The sequence below is a fragment of the Pseudomonas sp. Colony2 genome, from assembly GCF_019382755.1.
Classification (GTDB): domain Bacteria; phylum Pseudomonadota; class Gammaproteobacteria; order Pseudomonadales; family Pseudomonadaceae; genus Aquipseudomonas.
Map to the genome: position 1 here is coordinate 5,740,349 of NZ_CP080030.1, position 21,427 is coordinate 5,761,775.

Here is a 21,427-nt window from a genome sequence, read left to right on the forward strand (position 1 = left end):
ACCTAGGCAGAGGCCTGCAACGGATCAAAGCTGAAGTAATCCAGCAGCGCGCTGATCACCTCCCCATATTCGGCAGGGGCCTGGGATATGCTGAACCCGGAATCGTAATGCTGGGGGTTTATATCCTCATGACACCACAGGCAGGTGGCCGTGAGGTCTACCGCCTGCACCTCACCCTCAGGCCCGGGGATCTTCAAGCGCAGCTCGAACTCCACATCGACCATCATGGGTAACTGGCTGATCAACATCAGGCCCTGCTCGGAAACATTGCCCAGATAGCCGATTGGCTTGTCCGTCAGGCGGTTGAACACTTGAAGGAAGCAAGGTAACTGATGCCGCTCGATCCGTCGGTGAGTAAACATGATGAGGTCGCCATCCAATGGCCATATATGTGGCCGCTCCAGTGATTCGAAACGAGCCTGAAGGCCCGCTCTCCCCGGATATCGGTGCGACAACCGCAAACGGGTTGCCACTTTTACAGCTGCCAAATCCGGGAACGCCATCCGTTTGAATAGAAACTTATACAAACTGACATTCAAAGATTAGCCCAAGACTGGCAACGAGCCAGCTATGGCATGACAAATATCATCACAACGACGCCGGCCGCGGCTGGGCAACGCTCGCGCCGGGGTAATGCCCCAGTTGCTGCAGGGTATCCAAACGGGCACGGGCACGGAATGCGTACTCGCTCGCCGGGTACTGGCTGATGATGAACTGATAGGTTTGCGCCGCATCGACAAACAGCTTCTCGCGCTCCAGGCACTGCCCGCGCAACATCGAGACTTCCGGTTGCACGTAGCGCCGGGAACGGCTTTCACGGTCGACCTGGGACAACTCAAGGGTGACCCGCTGGCAATCGCCCACACCGTAGGCGCGGTACGCATTGTTCAAATGATGGTCCATCGACCAACGGGTGCAGCCGACAACACTGACGGCCAGGGCAGCAATGATCACGATTCGCATGGGGGTTCTCCTGTCTTGTGCAGTGTATCGACCCTTCATCGAAAATCTTCAAGGTTGTTCATCTGTTCATGCAGAGTGAAAACAAGCGAATCATCGATAAGTAGTGCAAACGAACAATGACTACAACCAAAGAGCATAGTAGCCTTCCCCAGCGCTTGAACTCAGGAGTCCGTGCATGTCCGTCCGTCGTACCAAAATCGTCGCCACCCTTGGCCCGGCCAGTAACTCGCCGGAAGTCCTCGAACAGCTGATTCTGGCTGGCCTGGACGTTGCCCGTCTGAACTTCTCCCACGGCACCCCGGACGAGCACAAGGCTCGCGCCAAGCTGGTGCGTGACCTGGCCGCCAAGCATGGCCGCTTCGTGGCGTTGCTGGGTGACCTGCAAGGCCCGAAAATCCGTATCGCCAAATTCGCCAACAAGCGGATCGAGCTGAAGATCGGTGACCAGTTCACCTTCTCCACCAGCCATCCCCTGACCGAAGGCAACCAGCAAGTCGTGGGTATCGACTACCCGGACCTGGTGAAAGACTGCGGCGTGGGCGACGAACTGCTGCTGGACGACGGCCGTGTGGTAATGCGCGTCGACACCGCCACCCCGACCGAACTGAATTGCACCGTGATCATCGGCGGCCCGCTGTCGGACCACAAAGGCATCAACCGTCGCGGCGGTGGCCTGACTGCCCCGGCCCTGACTGAAAAAGACAAGGCCGACATCAAGCTCGCCGCCGAAATGGAAGTGGACTACCTCGCGGTATCCTTCCCGCGCGACGCCGCCGACATGGAATACGCCCGTAAACTGCGCGACGAAGCCGGCGGCACTGCCTGGCTGGTGGCGAAGATCGAACGCGCCGAAGCCGTAGCCGACGATGAAACCCTCGACGGCCTGATCAAGGCTTCCGACGCCGTGATGGTTGCCCGTGGCGACCTGGGTGTGGAAATCGGTGACGCCGAGCTGATCGGTATCCAGAAGAAAATCATCCTGCACGCACGTCGCCACAACAAGGCGGTGATCGTTGCGACCCAGATGATGGAGTCGATGATCCAGAACCCGATGCCAACCCGTGCCGAAGTGTCCGACGTGGCCAACGCCGTGCTCGACTACACCGACGCCGTGATGCTTTCGGCTGAAAGTGCGGCTGGCCCGTACCCGCTGGAAGCCGTGCAGGCCATGGCACGCATCTGCGTCGGCGCTGAAAAGCACCCGACCAGCAAGACCTCCAGCCACCGTATCGGCAAGGTCTTCGAAAGCTGCGACCAGAGCATCGCCCTGGCGGCCATGTACACCGCCAACCACTTCCCGGGTGTGAAAGCGATCATCGCCCTGACCGAAAGTGGCTACACGCCGTTGATCATGTCGCGCATCCGTTCCTCGATCCCGATCTACGCGTTCTCCCCGCACCGCGAAACCCAGGCCCGTGCGGCCATGTTCCGCGGCGTCTACACCGTACCGTTCGACCCGGCATCGCTACCGCCTGAGCAAGTCAGCCAGGCCGCGATCGACGAGTTGCTCAAGCGCGGCGTCGTGGAGAAAGGCGACTGGGTCATCCTGACCAAGGGCGACAGCTACCACACCATCGGCGGCACCAACGGCATGAAGATCCTGCACGTTGGCGACCCAATGGTCTGAGTGACCGCTCGCTGAAAAACAAAAGCCCTGCCATGTGAATGGCGGGGCTTTTTGCATTGCAAATTGGCTTGTGTGTTGGCTTTACTGGCCTATTCGCGAGCAAGCCCGCTCCCACATTTGATCGCGTACATCCTGAAGAAACACGGTCGAATGTGGGAGCGGGCTTGCTCGCGAAGACGGCCGACCAGTCAACGCTCATTCATCTCCGAGTGATAAACCCCGACAACGCCGCAATCGCCTCCGGCGACTTCAACCTCTGGGTAAACAACGCCCCCTCCTCCTCGATCACCTTGCGCAACTGCTCGCGATCAACGCTTTTCATCAGATGCTTGCTGACTTGCACCGCGCCCGGCGCCAGGGTCTCAAACCGTCCAGCAATTTCCCGTGCCTTGGCCAGGGCCGATTCACCGCTGCCCAATGCCTCGGTGGCAATGCCCCAGGCGGCAGCCTGTTCGCCGGTAAACCCTTCACCCAACAGCAGCAACTCCGCCGCCTTGGCATGCCCCAGCAAGCGCGGCAGGATCAAGCTGGACCCAAACTCCGGACACAGCCCCAGGTTGACGAACGGCATGCGCAACCGTGCATCCCGGCTGACATACACCAGGTCACAATGCAGCAGCAGCGTCGTGCCAATTCCCACCGCCACGCCCGCCACCGCCGCAATCACCGGCTTGCGGCAGTTGAGCAAGCTGCGCATGAAATTGAAGACCGGGCTGTCGAGATCCGCCGGCGGTTGTTCGAGGAAGTCGCCAATATCGTTACCGGCGGTGAAGCACTCGCTGCTGCCCTGGATCAGCACGGCATTCACGCTGGTATCGGCATCCGCCTGCTCCAGCGCCTCGGCCAATTGGCTGTACATGGCGCGGGTCAGGGCATTTTTCTTGTCCGGGCGATTGAGCTGCAAAATCAGCAACCCGCGTTCGCGTTGCTGCAGGATGGCATCGGTCATGACAAATCTCGCGGCTGGGAAATTCAGCGCTCAACCACGGGGCAGGAACACATCGGCCAGCAGTTGATTGCGCGGCAGTCCGGCCAGGAACAGGCGCTTGGAAAAGGCCTCGACACTGGCCGGGTGCCCGCAGAGTAAAGCCAGAGTTTGCCGGGAAACAAGCCGCAGTTGCGCCAACGCCTGCGTCACCTCAGCCGCTGTCCATAGCTCAACGGTCACGTTCGGATGCGCACCAGCCAGCTGGGCCAATGGCCCGGCGAGGTAATGACCGCCCGCGTCATGGGCCAGGTGAATGACCCGGATGGCGCCCTGGTGATCCTGGCGCAAGGCCTCGCGCAACACGCCCCATAGCGGGCCGAGTCCGGTGCCCGAGGCCAGCAGCCAGAGCGGCCGCGATTGCCAGTCGGGGTCGTACTGCAAGGCGCCGCCCCGCAATTCGCCCAGGCGCAGGCTGTCACCGGCCTTGAATTGGCGGGCGGCGTCGCTGAATTCGCCGGGCAGGCGGCAATCAATGTGAAATTCGAGAAACGGATCTTCCTGGGGCAGGCTGGCCAATGAATAAGGCCGCGCAACGCTGCCGGCCCACAACACCAGATGCTGCCCCGCCCGGTAGCGCAAGCCGCGTTCGGGTTGCAGCCGCAAGCGCAGTACACTCGGGGTCAACCAATCGACGCTCAGCACCGTCGCCGGCAACCCGTCACGCAGCGGGTCGAAGGCTTCGACGTGCAAGTCACCTGCGACCTGGCACTGGCACGCCAGGCGCCAGCCATCCTGGCGCTGCGCCGGGCTCAGGGCATCCGGCTGGTTGTCCTGGATATCCCCCTGGCAACGCACCAGGCAGGCATGGCAGCTGCCGGCGCGGCAACTATAAGGCACGGCCACGCCCGCCTGGTTCAGGGCATCCAGCAGGTTGCTGCCGGCGGCTACCGACCAGTGGCGTTCACCGACGTGAAGTTCAGGCATCAAGGGTCTCGGATCAAAAAGGCGTCTACAGGGAATCACGCCCGGTAGAGTTTGACCATAGTCGGGTGTATCGGCCACCGTGGCGGGTTATACTGCCGCGCCTTTTTAGCGTCGCGCCTGCACCACTTTGGCGTGCCTTGGAAAGGTGGCTTCAGCCGACCGATGCAACACTGACGCCACCTTTATTGAATGTTCCCTTATAGAGGAGCGCGACTCATGACCGTGATCAAGCAAGACGACCTGATTCAGAGCGTTGCCGACGCCCTGCAATTCATTTCCTACTACCATCCCGTTGACTTCATCCAGGCGATGCACGAGGCCTACCTGCGCGAAGAATCGCCAGCGGCCCGTGACTCCATGGCTCAGATCCTGATCAACTCGCGCATGTGTGCCACCGGCCACCGCCCGATCTGCCAGGACACCGGGATTGTCACCGTATTTGTACGTGTAGGCATGGACGTGCGCTGGGATGGCGCCACCATGAGCCTGGACGACATGATCAACCAAGGCGTGCGCCAGGCCTACAACCTGCCGGAAAACGTCCTGCGGGCTTCGATCCTCGCCGACCCGGCCGGTGCGCGTAAAAACACCAAGGACAACACCCCTGCCGTGATCCACTACTCCATCGTCCCGGGTAACACCGTGGAAGTGGACGTGGCCGCCAAGGGCGGTGGTTCCGAGAACAAGTCGAAAATGGCCATGCTCAACCCGTCCGACTCGATCGTCGACTGGGTGCTCAAGACCGTTCCGACCATGGGCGCCGGCTGGTGCCCACCGGGCATGCTTGGCATCGGCATCGGCGGCACCGCCGAGAAAGCCGCGGTAATGGCCAAGGAAGTGTTGATGGAATCCATCGACATCCACGAGCTGAAGAAGCGCGGCCCGTCCAACCGTATCGAAGAGATGCGCCTGGAGCTGTTCGAGAAGGTCAACCAACTGGGCATCGGCGCCCAGGGCCTGGGTGGCCTGACCACCGTGCTCGACGTGAAAATCATGGACTACCCGACCCACGCGGCCTCGCTGCCGGTGTGCATGATCCCCAACTGCGCCGCCACCCGTCACGCGCACTTCGTGCTCGACGGCTCGGGCCCTGCATCGCTCGAAGCGCCACCGCTGGACGCCTACCCGGAAATCGTCTGGGAAGCCGGCCCGTCGGCCCGTCGCGTCAACCTCGACACCCTGACCCCGGAAGACGTGCAGAGCTGGAAGCCGGGCGAAACCGTGTTGCTCAACGGCAAGATGCTCACCGGTCGCGACGCCGCGCACAAGCGCATGGTCGAGATGCTGAACAAGGGCGAAACCCTGCCGGTGGACCTCAAGGGTCGCTTCATCTACTACGTCGGCCCGGTTGATCCGGTGCGCGAAGAAGTGGTGGGGCCTGCCGGTCCGACCACCGCCACGCGGATGGACAAGTTCACCCGCCAGATCCTCGAGCAAACCGGCCTGTTGGGCATGATCGGCAAATCCGAGCGCGGCCCGACCGCTATCGAAGCGATCAAGGACCACAAGGCGGTTTACCTGATGGCAGTGGGCGGCGCGGCTTACCTGGTGGCCCAGGCCATCAAGAAATCCCGCGTCGTGGCGTTCGCCGAGCTGGGCATGGAAGCGATCTACGAGTTCGACGTGAAAGACATGCCGGTCACCGTTGCCGTTGATAGCAAGGGCGAGTCGGTACACATCACCGGTCCTGCCATCTGGCAGAAAAAGATCAGTGAAAGCCTGGCGGTTGAAGTGCAGTAAGCATTTCCCCGCAAGGATAAAAGGCGACCACTACGGTCGCCTTTTTTTGTTTCATGCACCTCTCACTGTGGCGAGGGAGCTTGCTCCCGCTCCAGTGCGCAGCGCTCCCATTTTTTTGGGGCCGCTACGCGCCCCAGCGGGAGCAAGCTCCCTCGCCACAACAGCCATGCGCCTCATGCTATGGTGCTCGCCCCCAATTGCACTGTTCATCCTCGAATGATCGCGATTCCCCGGCCTTTGCGTTTGACCTTCTACTCCCTGCTGATCATCGCCGGTGCGATGCTGGCTGCCGCCCTGGCCACCCGCCACGCCGAACGCCTGGCCCTGGTGGATGACGCCGCCCGCGCCAATCAGCAGCTCATGCTTTATGGCAACTCCCTGCACACCCTGATCGAACGCTACCGCGCCCTGCCCGCCGTGCTGGCCCTGGACTCGGAAATGATCAGCGCCCTGAAGGGCCCGCTGGACACCGCCACCCAGGATTTGCTCAACCGCAAGCTGGAGCGCATCAACGGTGCCGCCCAGTCTTCCACCCTGGAACTGATGGACCGCAACGGCCTGGCCGTGGCCGCCAGCAACTGGAACCTGCCCAGCAGTTATGTGGGGCACAACTACGCGTTTCGCCCGTACTTCAGCCAGACCCTGAGCCAGGGCACCGGGCGGTTTTATGCGGTGGGGGTGACCACCGGGATTCCGGGGTATTTCCTCTCCAGCGCGGTGGTCGGCGAGAACGAGCAGTTCCTCGGCGCCATGGTGGTCAAGCTGGAGTTTCCGGAACTGGAGCGCGAGTGGGCCCAGGGCAATGACTTGCTGCTGGTCAGCGATGCCCGGGGCATTGTGTTTATCGCCAATCAGCCGGGCTGGCGCTACCGCGCGCTGCGTCCGTTGTCGGACAGCGACCACGCCGAACTCAAGGCCACCCGCCAATACGACAAGAAACAATTGCTGCCGCTGGACACCGAAGCCTTGCAGCGCTTTGACGAAAACAGCCACCTGATGCGCGTCGACGGCCCCGACGGCAAGGCCAATTACATTTGGGAATCCCTGCCGCTGAAGGCCGAAGGCTGGACCTTGCACCTGCTGCGCAAGCCACAATTTGCCTTTGAAGACCAACGCAACGCCGGCCTCGCCGCCGCCGGCTCATGGCTGGCGCTGGTGTTCCTGGTGCTGTTCCTGACCCAGCGCTGGCGCCTCGCCCGCTTGCGCCAGCGCAGCCGCGAAGAACTTGAACAACTGGTGGAAGAACGCACCCGCGCCCTGCGTACTGCCCAGGATGGCCTGGTGCAATCCGCCAAACTGGCAGCGCTGGGGCAGATGTCTGCCGCCCTCGCTCACGAAATCAACCAGCCATTGACCGCCCAGCGCATGCAGTTGGCGACTCTGCGGCTGCTGCTGGACCATGGCCGGGTGGACGACGCCTACCAGGCCCTGACCCCGCTGGACGACATGCTCACACGCATGGCCGCGCTCACCGGCCACCTCAAGACCTTCGCCCGCAAGAGCCCCAGCGGCCTGCGCGAACGCCTCGACCTGGCGACGGTGGTGGACCAATCCCTGCACTTGCTCGATGCGCGCCTGCGGGACGAAGCCATCGGCACCGTACTGGACCTGACCCGCCCGGCCTGGGTACGCGGCGACGCGATCCGCCTCGAACAGGTGCTGATCAACCTGCTGCGCAACGCCCTCGACGCCATGGCCGACAAGCCACGCAAGCGCCTGGAGATCCGTCTGCACGCCGATCAGCAGCTATGGCACCTGACCGTCAGCGACAGCGGCGGCGGGATCGCCGAGGAAAACCTCAACAGCGTGTTCGACCCGTTCTTCACCACCAAGCCGGTGGGCGACGGGCTCGGCTTGGGGCTCGCCGTGTCGTACGCTATCGTCCACGAACTTGGCGGGCGCCTGAGCGCCGGCAATCAAGGTGACGGGGCGATCTTTACCCTGACCTTGCCCATCGCACTGGAGACGCCAGACCTATGTTGAATGCGGTGATTGTGGTCGACGACGAAGCCAGCATTCGCACGGCCGTCGAGCAATGGCTGAGCCTGTCGGGCTTTGAGGTGCAGTTGTTCGGCCGCGCCGAAGAATGCCTGGCGCAATTGCCGAGGGACTTTCCCGGGGTGATCCTGAGCGACGTGCGCATGCCCGGCCTCAGCGGCCTGGAGTTGCTGGCTGAAGTGCAGCGGCGTGACGCCGACCTGCCGGTGATTCTGCTCACCGGCCACGGCGATGTGCCGATGGCCGTCGAAGCCATGCGCGACGGCGCCTACGACTTCCTCGAAAAACCCTTCAGCCCCGAAGCCCTGCTCAGCAGCCTGCGCCGGGCGCTGGACAAGCGCGGGCTGGTGCTCGAAAACCGCCGCTTGCATCAGCAGGCCGATCACCGTGCCCAACTGGAATCGAGCCTGCTGGGGGTGTCCCGGGGTTTGCAGAACCTGCGCCGGCAAGTCCTGGACCTGGCCGGCTTGCCGGTCAATGTGTTGATTCGCGGCGAAACCGGCAGCGGCAAGGAGCTGGTCGCCCGTTGCCTGCATGATTTCGGCCCCCGGGCGAAGAAGCCGTTTGTGGCGCTGAACTGCGCGGCGATTCCCGAGCAGCTGTTTGAAGCCGAGCTGTTCGGCCATGAAAGTGGCGCGTTCACCGGCGCCCAGGGCAAGCGCATCGGCAAGCTGGAATACGCCAATGGCGGCACGCTGTTTCTCGATGAGATCGAAAGCATGCCGCTGGCCCAGCAGGTGAAATTGCTGCGGGTGTTGCAGGAGCAAAAACTCGAACGGCTCGGTTCCAATCAAAGCATCAAGGTGGACTTGCGGATCATCGCCGCCACCAAACCCGACCTGCTGGACGAAGCTCGCGCCGGGCGTTTTCGCGAGGACTTGGCCTATCGCCTGACCGTCGCACAACTGCGCCTGCCACCGCTGCGGGAACGCCGGGAAGACATTCCCCTGCTGTTCGAGCACTTTGCACAAAGCGCCGGCGAGCGCCTGGGCCGAAACTTCGCGCCGCTGAGCGGACCCGCGCTGGGGCGCCTGCTCAGCCATGACTGGCCGGGGAATGTGCGGGAGCTGGCCAATGCCGCGGAACGCCAGGTGCTGGGGCTGGGTGAACCGGAGCCGGAAGGCATCGAAGCCGGGCAATCGTTGGCGGCGCAGCAGGAAGCATTTGAAGCCCATTGCCTGAAAGCCGCGCTGACCCGGCACAAAGGCGATATCAAGGCGGTGCTGGCCGAGCTGCAACTGCCACGGCGCACCTTCAATGAAAAAATGCAGCGCCATGGCCTGGCGCGGGATACGTTCCTCTAACCCGATCGTTCCCACGCTCCGCGTGGGGATGCAGCTCTGGGCGCTCCGCGTCCGCCCTTAAAATCGTGACGCGGAGCGTCACAGGATGCGCTCCCACGCAGAGCGTGGGAGCGATCTTCGTCGGCGGTTTTCCGCTCATCCCCCTTGATTCATCAGCAATTTTCCGCTCAAAAATTTCCGCAAACCCTTCTAGACCGGGCCTTCATCGGCTTGGCACAGCTCCTGCTATAGCCCAGCCAGGCTGCGCTACCGCGCGCTCCACAAAAACAATTAGATGAAGGATCCTTAAATGGATAACTCCAACTCCCTGCCTCTGGGGTCGGCGGCTGCGCCGGCAAAAGAACGCACCACCTCCAGCCGTATCAGGTCGATCTTCAGCGGATCGGTCGGCAACATGGTCGAGTGGTACGACTGGTACGTCTACGCGGCTTTCTCCCTGTATTTCGCCAAGACCTTTTTCCCGAAAGGCGACACCACCGCCCAGCTCTTGAACACCGCCGCGATCTTCGCCGTGGGTTTCCTGATGCGTCCGATCGGTGGCTGGCTGATGGGCCTGTACGCCGACAAGGTCGGGCGTAAAAAGGCCTTGATGGCCTCGGTGTACCTGATGTGCTTCGGCTCTTTGCTGATTGCCCTGAGCCCGGGCTATGAAGCCATTGGTATCGGTGCGCCGATCCTGCTGGTTTTCGCCCGCTTACTGCAGGGCCTGTCGGTCGGCGGTGAATACGGCACCTCCGCCACTTACCTCAGCGAAATGGCGACCAAGGAACGTCGGGGCTTCTACTCCAGCTTCCAGTACGTGACCCTGATCTCCGGCCAGCTCATCGCCCTGGCGGTATTGATCGTGCTGCAACAATTGCTGACCACCGAACAACTGTACGACTGGGGCTGGCGTATCCCGTTCGCCATCGGCGCGCTGTGCGCGGTAGTGGCGCTGTACCTGCGTCGTGGCATGGAAGAAACCGAGTCGTTCACCAAGAAAGAAAAGGCCAAGGAAAGCGCAATGCGCACCTTGATGCGCCACCCCAAGGAACTGATGACCGTGGTCGGCCTGACCATGGGCGGCACCCTGGCGTTCTACACCTACACCACCTACATGCAGAAATACCTCGTGAACACCGTCGGCATGAGCATCTCCGACTCCACCACCATTTCGGCGGCCACGCTGTTCCTGTTCATGTGCCTGCAACCCATCATCGGCGGGCTGTCGGACAAGGTTGGCCGCCGGCCGATCCTGATCGCCTTCGGCGTCCTCGGCACCCTGTTCACCGTGCCGATCCTCACCACCCTGCACACCATCCAGACCTGGTGGGGCGCGTTCTTCCTGATCATGGCGGCGCTGATCATCGTCAGCGGCTACACCTCGATCAACGCCGTGGTGAAGGCCGAATTGTTCCCCACCGAAATCCGCGCCCTGGGCGTTGGCTTGCCCTATGCGCTGACCGTGTCGATCTTCGGCGGCACCGCTGAATACATCGCGCTGTGGTTCAAGAGCATTGGTATGGAAACCGGTTACTACTGGTACGTCACCGCGTGTATTGCGGTGTCGCTGTTGGTGTATGTGACCATGAAGGACACCCGCAAGCATTCGCGGATTACTACGGACTAAGGGTTCGGCAGGCGTAAAAAAAGGGCCATGTCAGTCAATGACACGGCCCTTTTTCATTGCCCTCAAGACAGCTCGGCAGCCGCCTGGCGTCCATACCGACGCTGGGCATACGCCGCCCCGGCAATCATCACCACCAGCACCGCCGCCAACACGGCCGACGAGCCGATGGTGCCAAAGTCCAGCCCGCCCTTTTCATGGGGTTTGGTCAGGAAGTCACCCAGGGTTGCGCCGAACGGCCGGGTCAACACAAACGCCACCCAGAACAGCAGCACCGACGAAATCCGCGTGAAGTATTTAAGCAACACCACCACCGCGATACTCGCCCCGATCAGCAACGCGCCACCAGCGAACCCCAGCCCGGAATCATCCGCGAGGAAATCACCCAGCGCCGTGCCCAGGGTGTTGGAGAACAGAATCGCCATCCAGTAGAACAGCTCACCGCGAAAGGTCTGCACCTTGTTCACGTTCAGCGAGTCGCCGCTGATACGCCACAGGGCAAAGATCGCCACCAGGATCGACACCAGAATCATCGAGCCCGTGGCATAACCCAGCCCCAGCGTGCGGTCCATAAAGTCCGACATGGTGGTGCCGGCGGTGCTGGTGGACAGGATCACGATCCAGTACAGCACCGGGTTGTAGGTTTTCGACCAGAGTTGCGTCACCAGAGTGACCAGGAACACGCTGATCAGGATCATCGAGCTGATGGCGTAACCGACATTCAAGGTCATCGACAGCAAGTCCCCGGCGGTTTCGCCCAGGGTCGTGGCGCAGATTTTCATGACCCAGAACGCCAGGGTGATCTGAGGAAGTTTGTTCATTGTGCAGAAGGCTCCAAAGGCTCAGTCGTTCAATCGGTCGACTTACAGGGGGTGTCGACCTGGCGCGCAGACTGACCCGGGAGCTGTGAAAAATAGGTGGGGGCTGTATGAAAATTCCATATGGATGATAGAAATCCGCCGCGCCGGATTGCACTATGGTGCCCTCCCCAGAACAGCGCAGCAGGAACCCCGGCCATGTCCGACGATATTCATTTCTACGAACCCGCCAACGGCCACGGCCTGCCCCATGACCCGTTCAACGCGATCGTCGGCCCGCGCCCGATTGGCTGGATTTCGTCACACGACAGCCAGGGCCGCCTGAACCTGGCGCCCTACAGTTTCTTTAACGCGTTCAACTACATTCCGCCGATCATTGGGTTTTCCAGTGTCGGGCGCAAAGACAGCCTGAACAACATCGAACAGACCGGTGAGTTCGTGTGGAACCTGGCCACCCGCCCGCTGGCCGAGCAGATGAACCAGAGTTGCGCGCCGGTATCACCCGAGGTCAACGAGTTTGAATTGGCCGGCTTGACGCCGGTGGCTTCAAAGGTGATCGCCGTGCCTCGCGTGGGCGAAAGCCCGGTGTCGTTCGAGTGCAAGGTGACGCAAATCATTCAGCTGCAGCGCGCCGACAAGGAGCTGGTGCCAAGCTGGTTGGTGCTCGGCGAGGTGGTCGCGGTGCATATCGCCAAATGGCTGCTGAAAGACGGGGTGTACGACACGGCTGCCGCCCAGCCGATCCTGCGTGGAGGTGGCCCGGCGGATTATTTTCAGTTGGGGCCGGAAGCGCTGTTCAAAATGTACCGCCCAGGCGCCACGCAACGCTGATTGGAACGAGATAAAAATGTGGGAGCGGGCTTGCTCGCGAAGGAGGCGTGTCAGTCCATGCATATGCCAACTGATCCACCGAATTCGCGAGCAAGCCCGCTCCCACACAAGCCCGCTCCCAGATTTGGATCAGCGGTGTTTTTAGTTGGCGGAAGTTGCCCAAGAGAGCTGACCGTCGTCATCTACATCGACCAAGCGCTCCAGTTGCAGAGCTGCGGCATCGTCGGCGTCGGAGGCAGTCTTGAACGTCTGTCCATCGAGGATCTTGTGAAAGCGCGGTGCGCCCATGCCATCGAGCGCCTTGACGGCGATGGCGGCGCTATAGCCACCCTCTTCTTCACGCACCAAGGCGGAAACGGCTTCGTGGTGGGCAAACTCTTTACGTGCCATGTTGCAGGTCCTGGCCAATGGGAAAGGCGGCCATTCTAAAGCACTAGCCCGCCAGTTGCAGGTACTCGCCATAGGCATTGGCCGCCGAGGCGTCGGTAAAGGTCTGGAAGTCCATGCTGCGAACCACCATGTCATTCAACAACTCGGTGAAGACCATCAGCGCCGGCGAGCTGAAGTAGGCACTCATCGCCTGCTCGCTGCTCCAGAAGCCCGACACCAACCACACATCCGGGTCGGCCAGGGAGTGCTGCAACGAGAATTGCAGGCAACCCTGAGCCTGGCGGCCCGGTTCGATCAAACTGCTCAAGCGTGCACCCAGTTCGGTGCTGTACCCGGTACGGGCACGGATAAAGGCCATATGGCTCGCGGGAATGGGGGTGGACATGTTCGACTCTCCCGTTGAGAAGTGATGCTCGGCAAGCACTGTGAGGGCGTGTTGCCACAGGATCAAAGATACGGGCGCGGGGGTGGATGCGGTTAGTCAATTCCTGCTGGCTTATTGCACAATCCTGCGAGATGCGTAGATATAGCAATCGGCCTGCGAAGTTTATTCCCGGCATGACTGCCGTATTTCAGGGGCATGACAGGCCCCGGCTTGCCTGATTCACGATTTTTCGCAGGATCAGGCAAGGATTGTGCAGAATCGAAATACCGCTTTTTGCAAAGCCGCCCTTAAGCTGTGCCCATCGTCAAAGCACCAGAGGATGTCCCATGTCGTCGCCCGAACTTCGCTCCAAACCCCTCGACGCCGATATGGAAAAGCAGCGCGCAGAACTCGCCGGCATCGTTCGCCGGCATACCTGGGAGGATGGTTCCTACGGCACGGCGATCACGTCGCTGTATCTCAACCGTCATAACTCCCCGCGTGAATTCACGCCGGTGCTGGTGGAACCCGCACTGTGCATCCTCGCCCAGGGTCGCAAGGAAGTGCGTTTGGCGGATGAAGTCTTCGCCTATGACCCGCTCAATTACCTGGTGTTTTCGGTAGCGATGCCGGTGGCCGGGCGCATCCTTGATGCCACGCCGGAAGACCCCAACCTGTCGATTCGGGTGAATATCGACCCGGCACAGATCACCGCACTGATTGCCGAAGCCGGGCCGATGGGCGTGCCCCCGCGCCCGACCTCCCGAGGGATGTATGTCGACCGTCTGGACAACCAGCTACTGGACGCCGTGCTGCGCCTGACCCGATTGCTCGACACACCGAAAGACATCGCAATGCTCGCGCCGCTGATCAATCGGGAAATTCTCTATCGCCTGTTGCGCGGTCCACAGGGTTATCGGCTGTATGAAATCGCCGTCGCCAACAGTCAGAGCCATCGGGTGAGCCAGGCGATCACCTGGTTGAACGGCAACTACGAACAGCCCCTGCGCATTGATGACCTGGCCAAGGAAGTGAACCTCAGCGTCTCGACCTTGCACCACCGCTTCAAGGCGATGACCGCCATGAGCCCGTTGCAGTACCAAAAACAGTTGCGCTTGCAGGAGGCTCGGCGGTTGATGATCGCCGAGGGCCTGGAAGCCTCGGCGGCGGGGTATCGGGTGGGCTATGAGAGCCCATCACAGTTCAGCCGCGAATACAGCCGGCTGTTTGGTGCGCCGCCGTTGCGGGATCTGGCCAGGTTGCGCCAGAGCGTCTAACCACGGTTATAACACCGGATACTAATAATGTGGCGAGGGAGCTTGCTCCCGTTGGRGCGCGAAGCGGCCCCAAAAGATGGGACTGCTGCGCAGTCCAACGGGAGCAAGCTCCCTCGCCACAAGTACTCAATCAGCTGCGGTATTGGTGGTGTTCAATCCAGGCCACGAGGCAGTTGCAAGGTCACCCGCAAACCGCCCTCCCGCAGATTCTGCAAACTCACTTCACCGCCATGGCTGTGGGCAATGTTGCGGGCGATGCCCAGGCCCAGGCCGTAACCCTGTTGCTGCCCGGCCAGGCGGAAGTGCGGCTCGAAGACCTGCTCCAGGCGCTGTTCCGGCACGCCCGGGCCTTCGTCGTCGACGTGGAGGATGAATTCCGCGCCATCGTCTTCAATGTGCAAATGGGCGTTCTGCCCGTACTTCAGGGCGTTGTCGATCAGGTTGCCGATGCAGCGCTTGAGCGCCAGCGGCTTGCCCGGGTACGTCGTAAGTGCCCGACCATGTTGGGTCACGCGCCCATTGCCGTTGGGCGCCAGGTACGGCTCCACCAGGCAGTCGAGTACGTGGTTGAGGTCCACCGGTTCGATGTTTTCGTGGATGTCGGTGTCCTTCACGCACTGCAACGCGCCTTTGACCAGCAACTCCAGTTCATCCAGGTCGCGGCCGAACTTGGCTTGCAGGTTCTCGTCTTCCAGCAATTCCACCCGCAACCGCAGGCGTGTGATGGGTGTGCGCAGGTCGTGGGAAATGGCGCTGAACAGCTGGCTGCGTTCGGTCAGGTAACGGCTGATGCGTTCGCGCATGGCATTGAACGCGCGGCCTACTTCCACCACTTCGCTGCCGCCGCCTTCGGCCACCGGCTCCACGTCGGCGCCCAGGGACATGTCCCGCGCCGCCCTCGCCAGGCGCTTGAGTGGACGGCTTTGCCAGTGCACCAGCAGGCCGATAAACAGCAGCAGGAAGCCGCTGGTGAGCACGATAAACCACACCTGCTGGTATGGCAGGCCTTGTTCTTCGAGGCTGGTATAGGGTTCGGGCAGCAAGGAGGCAATGTAGAGCCATTCGCCCTGGGCCAGCTGGATCTGGGTGACCAACACCGGCGGATTCACCGGTTCCAGGGTCAACGCGTAATGCGCCCAGGAGCGCGGCAATTCATCAAGTTTCAAGCCGGCGTTGAAGATGCGCAGGTCTTCGGCGCTGACGAACTCCACCGAAACATGCACGTCGCTGCCCAGGGTCTGGCGCAACACTTCTTCGACAGCACCGAGCACTGCATGCTTGCGCGGGGTTTCCGGCAATACCGCCATGTCCAGGGGCTTGTCGTTGAGCGTCACCACAAACCGGGTACCGCCCATGCTGCGCAACTGGTCCAGTACCAACGGCCGGAAGGCCACCGGCAACGAGCGGAAATAACTGACGCTGGCGGTCATCGAATGCGCCAGGCTGCGGGCGGCGGTTACCAGGCCTTCAAGCTGGGTAGCGCGCAATTGCGAGACCCAGATCACGCTGGACAACGCCTGGGCAAACAGCACCGCCAACAGGGTCAGCAGTAACATCCGCCCCAGCAGCGAACGCGGTACCGGGATGCGCCGGCGCAGTTCACGCAGGCGCTCAGTGGGCATTGCCGGCAACCACGCTGGCTGCCAATTGATAGCCACTGCCGCGCACGGTGCGGATCAGCCGGGGTGGTTTTTCGGTGTCGCGCAGGCGTTGGCGCAGACGGCTGACGGCCATGTCGACAATCCGGTCCAGGGGCATCAGGTCGCGGCCACGGGTGGCGTTGCCGATGGTGTCGCGGTCGAGGATTTGCTGGGGGTGGTCGAGGAACAGTTTGAGCAGGGCAAAATCGGCGCCGGAAAGAATCACTTCCTCGCCGTCGACGTGGAACAGCCGGTGGCTGACCATGTCCAGGCGCCACTCGCCAAACACCAGCACCTCGCCGCCGCTGCGCTCCTGGCCAAACTGGCAGCGCCGCAACAAGGCCTTGATACGGGCCTGCAACTCACGGGGGCTGAAGGGTTTGCCGATGTAATCGTCGGCACCCAGCTCCAGGCCGATGACGCGGTCGGCTTCGTCGGAACTGGCGGTGAGCATGATGATCGGCACCTGGGCCTGGCGCGGGTGCTGGCGGATCCAGCGGCAAAGGCTGAAGCCGTCTTCGTCCGGCAGCATCACATCAAGGATCACCAGGTCGCACGGGGCTTCGTTCATCGCCTGGCGGAACCCCGCGCCATCCGGCACGCCGCGCACCTGGAAACCGGCGCGGCTGAGGTAGGTTTGCAGCAACTCGCGGATTTCCTGGTCGTCGTCGACCAGGAGAATGGATTTACTGATTACGCTCACGGGGTCCTCCTTGTTGTTATGGCCAAGCTTAAGTCATTTGTTGCCCTTGAGGCCGCCTTCGCGAGCAAGCCCGCTCCCACATTCGACCTCATTCATCCAGTTGGAATGGGATTGAATGTGGGAGCGGGCTTGCTCGCGAAGAGGCCATCACTGCCTACGCAAATGCCTGCTCAAGCGCCACACCAGCACCTGTCAACCCTGAGTACGGTGCCGTCACCAGCCACACCGGAATGCCTTTGAAGTAGTCGCTCATGCAGCCCTTGTCGCCAAAACTCCTGGCAAAACCACTCTTGATAAAGAAATCGGCAAAGCGCGGGATCACCCCACCCACGATGTACACGCCACCACGACCGCCGGTGGTCAGCACGTTGTTACCGGCAACCCGGCCCAGCCAGATACTGAACTGGTCCAGCACTTCCAGGGCAATCGGGTCGCCCGCCAGGCCAGCGGCAGTGATGGCCTCGGGAGTTTCCAGAACCGCCTCGTGACCGTCCACCGCGCAGATCGCCCGGTACAACCTGGGCAAACCGCCACCGCTCAAGGCAGTTTCAGCGCTGACATGGCCGATCTCATTGTAGATGTGCTGCCACAGCTGGGCTTCACGCGGGCTGCTCACGGGCAGGTCGACATGGCCGCCCTCCCCCGGCAATGCCGCCCAACGGCCATGGCCGAGGTCGAGCAAGGTGCCCACGCCCAGGCCAGTGCCCGGGCCAATCACCACCGCAGGGCGCAACGGCTCCGGCGTGCCTTCGCACACCACGCGGAATTCGTCGGGCTTCAGGCGGGTCATGCCCAGGGCCATGGCCGAGAAATCATTCACCAGCAGCAGCTCGTCCACCTGCAAGGTCTTGCAGAACGCAGTCTTGCTCAGGCGCCAGTGATTGTTGGTGAATTTAAATTCATCTCCACTCACCGGCCCCGCGACCGACAGGCACACCGCGCCAATCGAGCCGATGGCCAAGCCTTCTTCCTTCAGATAGACCTGGATCGCCTCCTCCGGGCTGGCATGATCCGCCGTCGCATGGACGCGGATCGAATGCAGCTCCTGATCCCGCCACAACGCAAAACGGGCGTTGGTACCACCGATATCACCGACCAGCGCTAGCTTCACTTAAGTGTCTCCAAGGCAGAGGTAAAGGCGCTGGCGCCCTGCTCTGCGGAGCTTGCAGCCAAACGCATAAACGCAAACAACTCGCGACCGGCCCCCACGTTATTGCCCAGAAGGCCCGTGGCAGGCGCGCGCGCGGCAAATTCTTCGGCGTCCACCTTAAGCTCCAAGGTGCCTTTGACGCCATCCACGCGAATGATATCGCCATCGCGCACACGTGCCAGTGGCCCGCCGCTCTGGGCTTCGGGGTTGACGTGAATCGCGGCGGGAATCTTACCCGAGGCGCCGGACATGCGCCCGTCTGTTACCAACGCCACTTTGAAGCCACGATCCTGCAACACGCCGAGGAACGGGGTCATCTTGTGCAATTCCGGCATGCCGTTGGAGCGCGGGCCCTGGAAACGCATCACTGCAACAAAGTCTTTTTCCAACTCACCGGCCTTGAACGCGTCGGCCAGGTCTTGCTGGTCCTGGAACACCACGGCCGGGGCTTCGACGATTTGATGTTCGAGGGCCACGGCGGAGACCTTCATCACACCCCGGCCGAGGTTGCCTTCCATTACCCGCAGGCCGCCTTCCGGAGAAAACGCACGGGCCACGGGACGCAGGATGGTTTCGTCGAGGCTTTCGATCGGGCCTTCACGCCATACCAGCTCGCCGTCCACCAGGAACGGTTCCTGGGTGTAGCGGCTCAGGCCATGACCGGCCACGGTGTTGACGTCGTTGTGCAGCAGGCCGGCTTCCAGCAGTTCGCGGATCAGGAACGACATGCCTCCCGCCGCCTGGAAGTGGTTGATGTCGGCCTTGCCGTTTGGATACACGTGGGACAGGGTCGGCACCACCTCGGAGAGGTCGGCCATGTCATCCCAGGTCAGGATGATGCCCGCCGACATGGCGATGGCCGGCATGTGCAGGGTGTGGTTGGTGGACCCGCCAGTGGCGTTGAGGGCGATGATGGAGTTGACGATGGATTTCTCGTCGACGATCTCGCCGATCGGCGTGAAGCTGCCGTTGGCCTTGGTCAGGCGCGTGACCTGGTGCGCGGCTTCGCGGGTCAGGGCGTCACGCAGCGGCGTGTACGGGTTGACGAACGAGGCGCCCGGCAGGTGCAGGCCCATGACTTCCATCAGCAACTGGTTGGTGTTGGCGGTGCCGTAGAAGGTGCAGGTGCCCGGGCTGTGGTAGGACTTCATCTCCGATTCCAGCAGCTCTTCGCGGGTGGCCTTGCCTTCGGCGTAGCGCTGGCGCACGTCGGCTTTCTGTTTGTTGGAGATCCCCGACGGCATCGGGCCGCCCGGTACGAAGATCATCGGCAGGTGGCCGTAGCGCAGGGCGCCCATCATCAGGCCGGGGACGATCTTGTCGCAGATACCCAGCATCAGCGCGGCGTCGAACATGTTGTGGGACAGCGCTACCGCCGTGGACATGGCAATCACTTCGCGGCTCAGCAGGCTGAGCTCCATGCCTGGCTCGCCCTGGGTCACGCCGTCGCACATGGCGGGGGTACCGCCGGCGAACTGGCCAACAGAGCCGACTTCACGCAGGGCCTTTTTGATTTGCTCGGGGAAATGTTCGTATGGCTGGTGGGCCGACAGCATGTCGTTATATGACGAAACAATTGCCACGTTGGCGGCGTTCATCATGCGCAGGCTGTTTTTGTCTTCGGTGCCACACCCGGCCACGCCGTGGGCAAAGTTGGCGCATTGCAGCTTGCCGCGCATCGGGCCGTCGCTGGCAGCGCCGCGAATGAGCGCAAGGTATGCCTCACGGGTTGCACGGCTGCGGGCGATAAGCCGTTCGGTGACCTCAAGTACGCGGGGATGCATGTATAGAACTCCAGGCTAACGGATGTGGCGACCTGAGTGTCTATGCTGGTCAAAAGCCCGCCGCGAAGAGGTTGGCAGGGTGTTGCTTGACCAATCGGACCAGTTGATTCAGGTCACTCGTTGTAGATTGAACAAAATATTGCCACTAAAAAGGCTTGTTTTCTATTTTTATGCGAATAATCTTGTAATTCTTACAACAAATCGACGACAGGCACCTTCCAATGACTCTACGTATCGCTATCAATGGTTTTGGCCGTATTGGCCGTAATGTCCTGCGCGCACTTTATACCCAAGGCTACCGTCAGGATTTGCAGATCGTCGCCATCAACGATCTCGGCGACAGCTCGATCAATGCCCACCTGCTTAAATACGACACCGTCCACGGTACTTTCGACGCAGAGGTCGCTCATGATCAGGAAAGCCTGACCGTGAATGGTGACCGGATTGCCGTGAGTGCCATTCGCAACCCGGCCGACCTGCCTTGGGCTGCGCACAAGGTGGACGTGGTGTTCGAATGCACCGGTCTGTTCACCGACCGTGACAAGGCCGCCGCCCATATTACCGCCGGCGCGCGCAAGGTAATCATCTCGGCCCCGGCCAAGGGCGCCGATGCCACCGTGGTGTACGGGGTAAACCATGACATTTTGCGTCAATCCCACCAGATCATCTCCAACGCTTCCTGCACCACCAACTGCCTGGCGCCCGTGGCCCAGGTGCTGCACCGCGAGCTGGGCATCGAAAGCGGCCTGATGACCACCATCCACGCCTACACCAACGACCAGAACCTGACCGACGTCTACCACACCGACCCGTACCGCGCGCGCTCGGCCACCCAGAACATGATCCCGAGCAAGACCGGCGCTGCCGAAGCCGTGGGCCTGGTGCTGCCGGAACTGGCAGGCAAGCTGACCGGCATGGCCGTGCGTGTACCGGTGATCAACGTGTCGCTGGTGGACCTCACCGTGCAACTGAAAAAAGAAGCCAGCGCCGAGCAGGTCAACGCGCTGCTGAAAGAAGCCAGCCAGCACTCGAAAATCCTCGGCTATAACACCCTGCCGCTGGTTTCCAGTGACTTCAACCATAACCCGCTGTCGTCGATCTTCGACGCCAATCACACCAAAGTCAGCGGCAAACTGCTGAAAGTGCTGGCCTGGTACGACAACGAGTGGGGCTTCTCGAACCGCATGCTGGATAACTGCCTGGCGCTGTGCAACGCCGAGTAATGCTCGGCCTGTAGGAGCGAGCTTGCTCGCGAAAAACGCAAAACCACCGCGTTTATTCAGGATGCCAGCGATATCGTTGACGCCCTTCGCGAGCAAG

Annotated in this window: 19 protein-coding genes; 8 read left to right on the forward strand and 11 right to left on the reverse strand. The window is 61.7% G+C overall.

Features of this window, described 5'->3' with window-relative positions; all coding sequences use genetic code 11:
• Window positions 1–2: 2 nt before the first annotated feature.
• Complete coding sequence (locus JV201_RS23130; RefSeq protein ID WP_008432342.1) at window positions 3–362, reverse strand: PilZ domain-containing protein; 360 nt, start codon at window positions 360–362, stop codon at window positions 3–5.
• A 226-nt stretch (window positions 363–588) separates the two neighbouring features.
• Window positions 589–963: a tol-pal system YbgF family protein gene (locus JV201_RS23135; RefSeq protein ID WP_003214151.1), complete on the reverse strand. Its 375-nt coding sequence runs from the start codon at window positions 961–963 to the stop codon at window positions 589–591.
• Window positions 964–1,138: 175 nt separating this feature from the next.
• Between JV201_RS23135 and pyk the strand changes: the two genes are divergently transcribed.
• Entirely contained in the window at window positions 1,139–2,590 is a 1,452-nt protein-coding gene (gene pyk / locus JV201_RS23140; protein WP_003214149.1) for a pyruvate kinase, read from the forward strand.
• Window positions 2,591–2,789: 199 nt separating this feature from the next.
• On the opposite strand, the gene JV201_RS23145 is transcribed toward pyk, so the two are convergent.
• Both JV201_RS23145 and JV201_RS23150 read right to left on the reverse strand, forming a co-directional pair.
• Window positions 2,790–3,539: an enoyl-CoA hydratase-related protein gene (locus JV201_RS23145; RefSeq protein WP_003214147.1), complete on the reverse strand. Its 750-nt coding sequence runs from the start codon at window positions 3,537–3,539 to the stop codon at window positions 2,790–2,792.
• A 30-nt stretch (window positions 3,540–3,569) separates the two neighbouring features.
• Complete coding sequence (locus tag JV201_RS23150) at window positions 3,570–4,502, reverse strand: iron-sulfur-binding ferredoxin reductase (protein WP_134327239.1); 933 nt, start codon at window positions 4,500–4,502, stop codon at window positions 3,570–3,572.
• Window positions 4,503–4,718: 216 nt separating this feature from the next.
• Between JV201_RS23150 and JV201_RS23155 the strand changes: the two genes are divergently transcribed.
• The 4 genes from JV201_RS23155 to JV201_RS23170 all read left to right on the forward strand — a co-directional run bounded on the left by JV201_RS23155 (window position 4,719) and on the right by JV201_RS23170 (window position 11,153).
• Window positions 4,719–6,242 carry a fumarate hydratase gene (locus JV201_RS23155; protein WP_003214142.1) on the forward strand — a complete coding sequence of 508 codons (1,524 nt, stop codon included), beginning with the start codon at window positions 4,719–4,721 and terminating at the stop codon, window positions 6,240–6,242.
• 216 nt (window positions 6,243–6,458) lie between these two features.
• Window positions 6,459–8,225, forward strand: a complete 1,767-nt coding sequence (locus JV201_RS23160; protein ID WP_003214141.1) for an ATP-binding protein — start codon at window positions 6,459–6,461, stop codon at window positions 8,223–8,225.
• Window positions 8,219–9,544: a sigma-54 dependent transcriptional regulator gene (locus JV201_RS23165; RefSeq protein ID WP_219406086.1), complete on the forward strand. Its 1,326-nt coding sequence runs from the start codon at window positions 8,219–8,221 to the stop codon at window positions 9,542–9,544. The genes JV201_RS23160 and JV201_RS23165 overlap by 7 nt, the downstream gene beginning before the upstream one ends.
• A gap of 289 nt (window positions 9,545–9,833) precedes the next feature.
• Complete coding sequence (locus JV201_RS23170) at window positions 9,834–11,153, forward strand: MFS transporter (RefSeq protein ID WP_010169987.1); 1,320 nt, start codon at window positions 9,834–9,836, stop codon at window positions 11,151–11,153.
• Window positions 11,154–11,215: 62 nt separating this feature from the next.
• On the opposite strand, the gene JV201_RS23175 is transcribed toward JV201_RS23170, so the two are convergent.
• A complete protein-coding gene (locus tag JV201_RS23175) occupies window positions 11,216–11,971 on the reverse strand; it encodes a hypothetical protein (RefSeq protein ID WP_102605691.1) in 756 nt (251 codons plus the stop codon).
• A gap of 195 nt (window positions 11,972–12,166) precedes the next feature.
• Here JV201_RS23175 and JV201_RS23180 point away from each other — a divergent pair, with 195 nt between their 5' ends.
• Window positions 12,167–12,799, forward strand: a complete 633-nt coding sequence (locus tag JV201_RS23180) for a flavin reductase family protein (RefSeq protein WP_102369799.1) — start codon at window positions 12,167–12,169, stop codon at window positions 12,797–12,799.
• 141 nt (window positions 12,800–12,940) lie between these two features.
• Here the strand turns inward: JV201_RS23180 and JV201_RS23185 are convergent, their stop codons facing one another.
• Both JV201_RS23185 and JV201_RS23190 read right to left on the reverse strand, forming a co-directional pair.
• Window positions 12,941–13,189 carry a hypothetical protein gene (locus JV201_RS23185; RefSeq protein ID WP_219406087.1) on the reverse strand — a complete coding sequence of 83 codons (249 nt, stop codon included), beginning with the start codon at window positions 13,187–13,189 and terminating at the stop codon, window positions 12,941–12,943.
• 43 nt (window positions 13,190–13,232) lie between these two features.
• The gene (locus JV201_RS23190) at window positions 13,233–13,574 is read right to left on the reverse strand and encodes an antibiotic biosynthesis monooxygenase family protein (RefSeq protein WP_003214130.1); all 342 of its coding nucleotides are present in this window, start codon (window positions 13,572–13,574) and stop codon (window positions 13,233–13,235) included.
• A 326-nt stretch (window positions 13,575–13,900) separates the two neighbouring features.
• Between JV201_RS23190 and JV201_RS23195 the strand changes: the two genes are divergently transcribed.
• Window positions 13,901–14,830 (forward strand): AraC family transcriptional regulator, encoded by a 930-nt coding sequence (locus tag JV201_RS23195; RefSeq protein ID WP_177067564.1) that lies wholly within the window; start codon window positions 13,901–13,903, stop codon window positions 14,828–14,830.
• A 152-nt stretch (window positions 14,831–14,982) separates the two neighbouring features.
• On the opposite strand, the gene JV201_RS23200 is transcribed toward JV201_RS23195, so the two are convergent.
• The 4 genes from JV201_RS23200 to edd form a co-directional block, all read right to left on the reverse strand.
• Window positions 14,983–16,452: an ATP-binding protein gene (locus JV201_RS23200; RefSeq protein ID WP_003214126.1), complete on the reverse strand. Its 1,470-nt coding sequence runs from the start codon at window positions 16,450–16,452 to the stop codon at window positions 14,983–14,985.
• Window positions 16,442–17,173 carry a response regulator gene (locus JV201_RS23205; RefSeq protein ID WP_003214124.1) on the reverse strand — a complete coding sequence of 244 codons (732 nt, stop codon included), beginning with the start codon at window positions 17,171–17,173 and terminating at the stop codon, window positions 16,442–16,444. The genes JV201_RS23200 and JV201_RS23205 overlap by 11 nt, the downstream gene beginning before the upstream one ends.
• Before the next feature lie 154 nt (window positions 17,174–17,327).
• Entirely contained in the window at window positions 17,328–18,284 is a 957-nt protein-coding gene (locus tag JV201_RS23210) for a glucokinase (protein WP_003214122.1), read from the reverse strand.
• Window positions 18,281–20,107, reverse strand: coding sequence for a phosphogluconate dehydratase (gene edd, locus JV201_RS23215; protein ID WP_003214119.1), 1,827 nt, complete (start codon window positions 20,105–20,107; stop codon window positions 18,281–18,283). Before edd ends, JV201_RS23210 begins: the two co-directional genes overlap by 4 nt.
• Before the next feature lie 221 nt (window positions 20,108–20,328).
• On the opposite strand from edd, the gene gap reads away from it, so the two are divergent.
• Window positions 20,329–21,330 (forward strand): type I glyceraldehyde-3-phosphate dehydrogenase, encoded by a 1,002-nt coding sequence (gene gap / locus JV201_RS23220; protein WP_003214117.1) that lies wholly within the window; start codon window positions 20,329–20,331, stop codon window positions 21,328–21,330.
• Window positions 21,331–21,427 lie beyond the last annotated feature (97 nt).